At 61.5% G+C, this 7,733-nt stretch carries 6 protein-coding genes; all 6 read left to right on the plus strand.

The window, feature by feature from the left end:
• Window positions 1-1,812, plus strand: a 1,812-nt coding sequence (locus ACIQ36_RS16555) for a phosphate acyltransferase (RefSeq protein WP_395831328.1), incomplete at its 5' end; no start/stop codon positions are given.
• Window positions 1,813-1,832: 20 nt separating this feature from the next.
• Window positions 1,833-3,347, plus strand: a complete 1,515-nt coding sequence (locus ACIQ36_RS16560) for an ATP-binding protein (protein WP_395831331.1) — start codon at window positions 1,833-1,835, stop codon at window positions 3,345-3,347.
• A gap of 323 nt (window positions 3,348-3,670) precedes the next feature.
• Entirely contained in the window at window positions 3,671-4,699 is a 1,029-nt protein-coding gene (locus tag ACIQ36_RS16565; protein WP_395831333.1) for a substrate-binding domain-containing protein, read from the plus strand.
• A gap of 122 nt (window positions 4,700-4,821) precedes the next feature.
• Window positions 4,822-6,207 (plus strand): phosphate ABC transporter permease subunit PstC, encoded by a 1,386-nt coding sequence (pstC, locus tag ACIQ36_RS16570; RefSeq protein ID WP_395831335.1) that lies wholly within the window; start codon window positions 4,822-4,824, stop codon window positions 6,205-6,207.
• The gene (pstA, locus tag ACIQ36_RS16575; protein ID WP_395831337.1) at window positions 6,200-7,519 is read left to right on the plus strand and encodes a phosphate ABC transporter permease PstA; all 1,320 of its coding nucleotides are present in this window, start codon (window positions 6,200-6,202) and stop codon (window positions 7,517-7,519) included. The genes pstC and pstA overlap by 8 nt, the downstream gene beginning before the upstream one ends.
• Window positions 7,513-7,733, plus strand: a 221-nt coding sequence (locus ACIQ36_RS16580; protein WP_395831339.1) for an ATP-binding cassette domain-containing protein, incomplete at its 3' end; no start/stop codon positions are given. The genes pstA and ACIQ36_RS16580, both read left to right, overlap by 7 nt.

Here is a 7,733-nt window from a genome sequence, read left to right on the forward strand (position 1 = left end):
CAGCGCCTGCGCGAGTTGATGGATATTCCGGTGTTCCACGACGATCAGCACGGCACCGCCATCGTCGCCGCCGCCGGGCTGATTAATGCGCTCGATATTACGGGCCGGTCGTTGAAAGACATTAAGATGGTGGTGAATGGCGCGGGGGCCGCCGCCATCGCCTGCGTCGAACTGGTGAAGCTGCTGGGCGTGCCGCACGAGAATGTCGTGCTCTGCGATACCAAAGGGCCGATCTACCAAGGCCGCACCGAAGGCATGAACCAGTGGAAATCGGCCCACGCCGTGCCCACCGAAGCGCGCAGCTTGGAAGAGGCGATGAAGGGGGCGGATGTTTTCTTCGGCCTTTCCGCCAAGGGCGCGGTGACGCCGGATATGGTCGCGGGCATGGCGGCAAAGCCGATCATTTTTGCCATGGCCAACCCGGACCCCGAAATCACCCCAGAAGAGGTGAAGGACGTTCGCTCGGACGCCATCGTCGCCACGGGCCGCTCGGACTATCCGAACCAGGTGAATAATGTCTTAGGCTTCCCCTATATTTTCCGGGGCGCGTTGGACGTGCGGGCGACCGCGATTAACGACGCGATGAAGGTCGCCGCCGCCCACGCCATCGCCGATCTTGCCCGCCAGCCGGTGCCGGAAGAGCTCGCGGCCGTCTATGCCGGGCGCAAGCTGCGCTATGGGCCGGAATATATCATCCCCGTGCCCTTCGATCCGCGCTTGATCGCCACCGTGCCGACCGCCGTCGCCCGCGCCGCGATGGAAAGCGGCGTCGCGCGCAAGCCGATTGCCGATGAAAAAGCCTATGGCCGCGCGCTCGCCAGCCGCCTCGACCCCACCGCCGCCAGCCTGCAAGGGATTCTGGACCGGGTGCGCGCCAATCCGCGCCGGGTGGTGTTCGCCGAAGGGGAAGAGGAACGCGTCATCCGCGCCGCCCTCGGTTTCCGCGCCGCAGGCTATGGTCAGCCAGTGCTGGTTGGGCGCGAGCATCGTATTCAGGAAACCATTCGCGCGGCGGGGCTCGTTGGGGCGGACGATCTTGAAATCGTCAACGCCTCGGTTGCACGCCATAACAAGAAATACACGGACTATCTCTATCATCGGCTGCAACGACAGGGCTACCTGTACCGGGATTGTCAGCGCATGGTGAACCAAGATCGAAACGTGTTCGGGGCCTGTATGGTCGCCTTGGGTGATGCCGACGCGATGGTGACGGGCGTTACCCGTTCCTTCTCCACAAGCTTGGAAGAGGTGCGCCGCGCGGTCGATCTGCATGCCAAAGAGCGGCTTTACGGCCTCACGCTCCTGCTGCTGCGCAGCCATACCCTGTTTATTGCCGACACCCATGTAACGCCGGTGCCGACAGCGGAAGAACTGGCCGATATTGCCGTTCAAACCGCCGCCAAAGCCCGCAGCATGGGGCATGAGCCGCGCGTAGCGCTGCTCTCCTACTCCAACTTCGGCAATCCGATGACCAATAATGGCGAGCGTATCCGCGATGCGGTGAAGCTGCTCGACCAGCGCAAGACCTACTTCGAGTATGATGGCGAAATGTCGCCGGATGTGGCCCTGGACCCCGAGCTGATGAAGCTCTATCCCTTCTGCCGCCTCTCTGGCCCCGCCAATGTGCTGGTGATGCCGTCGCTGGCGGCCGCGAATATATCGGCCAAACTGATCCGTCAGTTAGGCGGCGGCACCGTTGTCGGGCCGATTTTGATGGGGCTGGATAAGCCCATCCAGATCGTGCCGATGGGGGCAACCGTTGGCGATATCGTCACCATGGCGGCCTTGGCCGCTGCCACGGCGGCGGCGTAGCGGAACCGTATGGGGCAGGCATGACGGACGAATCGCCAAAAACGCGGCCTGCCTCTCAGCCGGATGGTCCCCCCGTCGCCATCACCCCGCCCCGCCCCGGCGGGGTTGGGGCAACGGGCGACGACGCGCCGATGCCGCTGCCCGATCCGCCATTGCCCTTCAACCGTATTCTATTGTCGGTTGTTCTGTTGTGCCTGCCGCCGCTGGCTTTGACCGGCGCGGCCGCCTGGTTGGGGTGGCTACCGCGCGAGGTCGCCGCCCTCGCCGCCACCGGCTTGCTGCTCTATTACGCGCTCCTCACCCGCCGCCAAGCGCGGGCGATTTACGATTTGCGCAATTTCGCCGACGAATTGATTGGGGGCGACCGCCCTCTGCCGGCCTCCGCCCGGCTCGGCAGCCCCGCCTTGCGCGATCTTGGTTATGCCATCGCCCGACTGTACCGCGCCAAACGCGACCGCAATGACGAGATGATGCGCCTCGTTCAAGCGCGCGATGGGGTGCTGGACGCCGTGCCCGATCCAGTCTTCGCGCTCGACCGGCAAGGGCGGATTCTGGGCGCGAATCGGGCGGCAGTCGAAAGCTTCGGTTCGGTCATCGGGCGCGATACGACGCTTTTATTCCGTCAACCGGCCATTGTTGCCGCCGTCAATCTGGTTCTGAGCGAGAAGGAGGCGCGCACTACCGCCACCCTCAGCCTCGCCCCGCCGGTGGAGCGCGAATTCACCGTAGCCGTTCAGCGCCTGCAATCGGTCGCGCCGGACGGCACCTGCGCCGTGCTCACCTTGCACGATGTCACCGCCCTGCGCCGAGCCGAACAAACCCGCGTGGATTTCGTCGCCAATGCCAGCCACGAAATCCGCACGCCGCTGACCACCCTGCTGGGCTTCATCGAAACCTTACAAGGTCCGGCAAAGGATGATCCTGCCGCACACGCGATGTTCCTCGATATCATGCAGGGGGAAGCCCAACGCATGGCGCGGCTGGTGGAAGATCTTTTATCGCTCTCGCGCATCGAGCAGCACGAACACGAGCACCCGACCACCCCGCTCGCGCTCGCGCCGCTGCTGGAGCGCGTTGTAGCAGGATTGCGGCCCCAGGCCGATCAGCGCCGCTCGCAGATTAAGTTGACGGTCGAGAGCAACACTAATGTTATCGGCACGGCGGACGAGGTGGTTCAGCTTGCGCAAAACCTCATCGTCAACGCGCTGAAATACGGCAAAGAAGGCGGCGTCGTTACCGTGGCGGTGAAACGCAAACCCAGCGCCCCTGCGGCAATGCCGCCGCCCGCTTTTGGGACCATCGCGATTGCCATTTGCGACGATGGGGAGGGGATTCCCCGCGCCCATCTGCCCCGCTTGACAGAACGGTTCTACCGGGTCGATCCCGCCCGCTCCAAATCCCAAGGCGGCACCGGCCTGGGGCTCGCCATTGTCAAACACATCATCAATCGCCATCGCGGCAGTCTGCGAATCGAAAGCGACGTGGGAAAAGGCACCTGCGTTTACGCCTATCTCCCCGCCGCTGAGCGCGGGTGACGTTTCCCCTCGTTGGGACGGGCGCCGCGCAAAGATTGATTCCGCTTAGATTCCAATTGGTTGAATATCCGAAGGCTGAAGGCCGAAACGGCCTAGGAAAGTCGCGACATTTTAAGAATATTTTACCTGCTAGTTTTGCCAGGGTTCATTGTCATATATCCGCAATGCTTTTGTCATAAAAGAGAGTCACGCCATGGCTACGGTCCGCTCAGTCTCTGAGCTGGGGTTTTAGGCCTGACGGCACGAGATGACGCAATTGGTCGGCGGGATGCTCGGGGAAAGCCCCGACGTTCTGCAGATGTATGCTCGAAAGGTTTGATGGCATGATGAAGAAGACTTTTGCAGTGGCTGCCCTCGCCGCTGCGATGATTCCGGCGGCCGCTTTTGGTCAGGCACGGGATCAGATCCGCATCGTCGGTTCCTCCACGGTGTTCCCGTTCTCGACCGCCGTGGCGGAAGCCTTCGGCCGTCAGGGCAAGTTCAAGACCCCCGTTGTCGAATCGACCGGTACGGGCGGCGGCATGCGCCTGTTCTGCGCCGGCGTTGGCACGGGCCATCCGGACATGACCAATGCGTCGCGCCCGATGACCAAGTCGGAATTCGAAAGCTGCAATAAGAACGGCGTGACCGATATCACGGAAGTGAAGATCGGCTTCGACGGCATCGTGATCGCCGACAAGCTCGGTTCGGCCAAGATGAACCTGTCGCGCAAGGACATCTACCTTGCCCTCGCCGAGAAGGTTCCGCTGAACGGTGGCCTTGCCGAGAACCCCTATAAGACCTGGGCTCAAGTGAACCCGAACCTGCCGAACACGAAGATCGAAGTCATCGGCCCGCCCCCGACGTCGGGCACGCGCGATGCGTTCATCGAACTCGTCATGGATTTTGGTTGCAAAGATTTCCCGGAAATTAAAGCAATCACCGATGCGAAGATTAAGTCCCAAGCTTGTTCGAAGCTCCGTGAAGATGGCGCGTACATCGAAGCCGGTGAAAACGACAATCTGATCATTCAGAAGCTGAACACCTCGCCGGAAGCCCTGGGCATCTTCGGCTATAGCTTCCTTGACCAGAATAAGGACAAGGTCCAGGGCAGCCAAATCGAAGGCGTCGACTCGACCTTCGAAAACATCTCCTCGGGCAAGTTCCCGATTTCGCGTTCGATCTTCTTCTACGTGAAGAACGCGCACGTCGGCGTTATTCCGGGCATCAAAGAATTTGTCACCGAATTCGTCTCGGAAAAGGCTTTCGGCAGTGATGGTTATCTGACCGATAAGGGCCTGATCCCGCTGCCGACTGCCGACCGCGCCAAAGTGCGCGAAGCGTCGGTCGGTCTGACCAAGCTGGCGATGTAATTGGGTTGGGGGCTCGGCAACGGGCCCCCTCTCATATTCGGATGAATTCCCCCGCGCTGGTGGGCGTTTCCCGAATAAACAAAATCCGTTTTTCCTTTTTTTCAGTTACATGAGGGGTCCCCATGTCCCCGTCTCTGGTTTTTCTCGCCATTGCTGCGCTTGCTGTCTTCGCCTTCTTTTTAGGCCAACGCCGCGTTCTGGCCCAAGAAGGCACGCGCATCCGTGCCAGTATGCATTCTTTACCCAGCTATTACGGCTATTATATGGCGCTCTGGTGCCTCGTCCCCCCTGCGATCGTCATGGCGCTGTGGGCGGTGCTGGAGCCGACGGTGATCCAGCATTTGGTGCTGAGCGCCATGCCCGAGAGCTACCAAGCGATGAGTTCGAACCAACTCACGCTGGTGATGGCCGATATTCGCAATTTCGCCTACGGCAATGCGGGCACCCGCACCCCGGATCCGGCGATTGCGGACGCGGTGCGCAATTACCACGGGCTGCATGAAACCGGAGCGTGGATTGTCAGCATCGTCGGTGCCTGCTTGGGTATCGCCGGTTTTGCGGTCGGCTTCTGGCGGATCAATCCGCAGATGCGCGCCCGCAACCGCGTGGAACGCTTTGCCATCGTGGTGATGATCATCGCCTCGACAATCGCCGTTCTCACCACGGTCGGCATTGTCGGGTCGCTGATTTTCGAATCGATGCGCTTCTTCACTAAATATCCGGCGCTCGAATTTCTGTTCGGCACGCAATGGAGCCCGCAAACGGCCATCAGAGCCGATCAGGTCGGCTCCTCCGGGGCTTTCGGTTTTATCCCGCTGTTCACCGGCTCGCTGCTGATTACGGTGATTGCGATGTTGGTGGCGGTGCCGGTCGGGCTGCTGTCGGCGATTTACATGGCCGATTATGCCAGCCCGCGCTTACGCTCGGTGGCAAAGCCGGTTCTGGAAGTGCTCGCTGGGATCCCGACCGTGGTGTACGGCTTCTTTGCCGCCCTTACCGTCGCTCCCTTCGTGCGCGATGCCGGAACGGCCCTGGGGCTGGACGTGGCGTCGGAAAGCGCGCTCGCCGCCGGCGTGGTGATGGGGATCATGATCGTTCCCTTCGTCTCCTCGCTCGCCGACGACGTGATCCACGCCGTGCCGCAAAGCCTGCGCCACGGGGCCTATGGGCTCGGCTCCACCAAGTCGGAAACCATCCGGCAGGTAGTGCTTCCCGCCGCCCTGCCGGGGATTGTTGCCGCCGTGATGCTGGCGATTAGCCGCGCCATTGGTGAGACGATGATCGTGGCCATGGCCGCCGGTCTTGCCGCCAACCTTACCTTCAACCCGCTTGCGGCGGTAACAACGGTGACGGTGCAGATTGCCACGCTTTTGGTGGGCGATCAGGAATTCGACAGCCCCAAGACCCTCTCGGCTTTCGCCCTCGGGCTGGTGCTGTTCGTCATCACCCTCTGCCTGAACGTTATCGCGCTGGCCGTGGTGCGCAAATATCGGGAAAAATATGACTGATATCGTCGAACGCCCCCAAGGGGCCGCCGCCGTCGGGGTCCATGCCACCGACGAGGCTCAGAAGCGCTTGAAGCGACGGTATGCCTCCGAATGGCGATTCCGCGCTTACGGCTTGTCTGCAATTGTTATCTCGATCGTCGCGCTGGCGGTCTTGCTGACGAGCATTGTCAGCCAAGGCTATACCGCCTTCACGGCCACAACGATGACCCTGACCGTTACCGTGGACCCCGCGCTTGCGGACCCCGCCGGCAAGGCTAATCCAGACGATCTGCGGGCGGGCGACTATCAAGGCATTGCCCGCGCCGGCCTGCGCACCTATTTCCCTGACTTGAAAGAGCGGAACGAGCTTCGGGCGCTCTACTCGCTGCTGTCCAACGGTGCGAGCGACGCGATCCGGGATCAGGTGATGGCGAACCCAGCCCTAATCGGTCAGAAGATCACCGTGCGCGTGCCGGTGGCCTCGGATTACGATATGTACGCTAAGGGCCATACGGCAAAAACGCCTAAAGGAGGCGAAGCCCGCCTGAGCCCCCAGCAAATCGCCTGGTTCGAAACGCTTAAAGCCGATGGTAAAATTCAACGCAGCTTCAATCTGTGGTTCTTGACCAACGGCGATAGCCGCCAGCCGGAACTTGCAGGGGTTGGCGGCGCGATTGTTGGTTCGCTGCTGACGCTGGCGATTACGCTCGCCATCGCTTTCCCGCTGGGTGTTATGGCGGCGGTTTACTTGGAAGAGTTTGCCCCGAAGAACCGCTGGACCGATTTGATTGAAGTGAACATCAACAATCTCGCGGCCGTGCCGTCGATTGTCTTCGGTCTCTTGGGGCTTGCGGTATTCTTGAATGTCTTCGGTTTGCCGCGTTCGGCACCGGTGGTCGGGGGCGTTGTGCTGGCGCTGATGAGCCTGCCAATCATCATCATCGCCTCGCGCGCGTCCTTACGGGCCGTCCCCCCCTCCATCCGTCAAGCGGCCCTGGGGCTTGGGGCAAGCCGGGTGCAGGTGGTAACGCACCACGTGCTGCCGCTGGCGATGCCGGGCATTTTGACCGGGACGATCCTCTCCATGGCCCACGCCTTGGGGGAAACCGCGCCGCTGCTGATGATCGGCATGGTCGCTTTCATCGTGGATATCCCGAGCGGGGCAACGCAAGCGGCCACCGTTCTGCCGGTGCAGATCTACCTATGGGCCGATAGTCCTGAGCGGGGCTTTGTCGAAAAAACCTCCGCCGCAATCATGGTTCTGCTGGCCTTCCTGCTGGCGATGAACGCGATTGCGATTATCCTGCGCAAAAAATTCGAACGGAAGTGGTAATCCCCATGCTGGCGACCGATACTCAAACCGCTGCCGCCGTCCACGCCGGGCACGGTAAGCGCGTGAAGATGAAGGCCTCCGAAGTCGAGGTCTATTACAGCGAAAAGCGTGCGCTGAATAAGATCAACCTGGACGTGGGCGAGCACGAAGTCACCGCGCTCATCGGCCCGTCGGGCTGCGGGAAGTCCACCTTCCTGCGCACGCTGAACCGTAT

Source organism: Elstera sp., from assembly GCF_044372965.1.
Lineage (GTDB): Bacteria > Pseudomonadota > Alphaproteobacteria > Elsterales > Elsteraceae > Elstera.

What these genes read in the sequence shown, in the direction of transcription:
- pstA (WP_395831337.1), top strand. Translation starts at nt 6,200, where the DNA reads ATGACTGATATCGTCGAACGCCCCCAAGGGGCCGCCGCCGTCGGGGTC.
- ACIQ36_RS16560 (WP_395831331.1), top strand. Translation starts at nt 1,833, where the DNA reads ATGACGGACGAATCGCCAAAAACGCGGCCTGCCTCTCAGCCGGATGGT.
- ACIQ36_RS16565 (WP_395831333.1), top strand. Translation starts at nt 3,671, where the DNA reads ATGATGAAGAAGACTTTTGCAGTGGCTGCCCTCGCCGCTGCGATGATT.
- pstC (WP_395831335.1), top strand. Translation starts at nt 4,822, where the DNA reads ATGTCCCCGTCTCTGGTTTTTCTCGCCATTGCTGCGCTTGCTGTCTTC.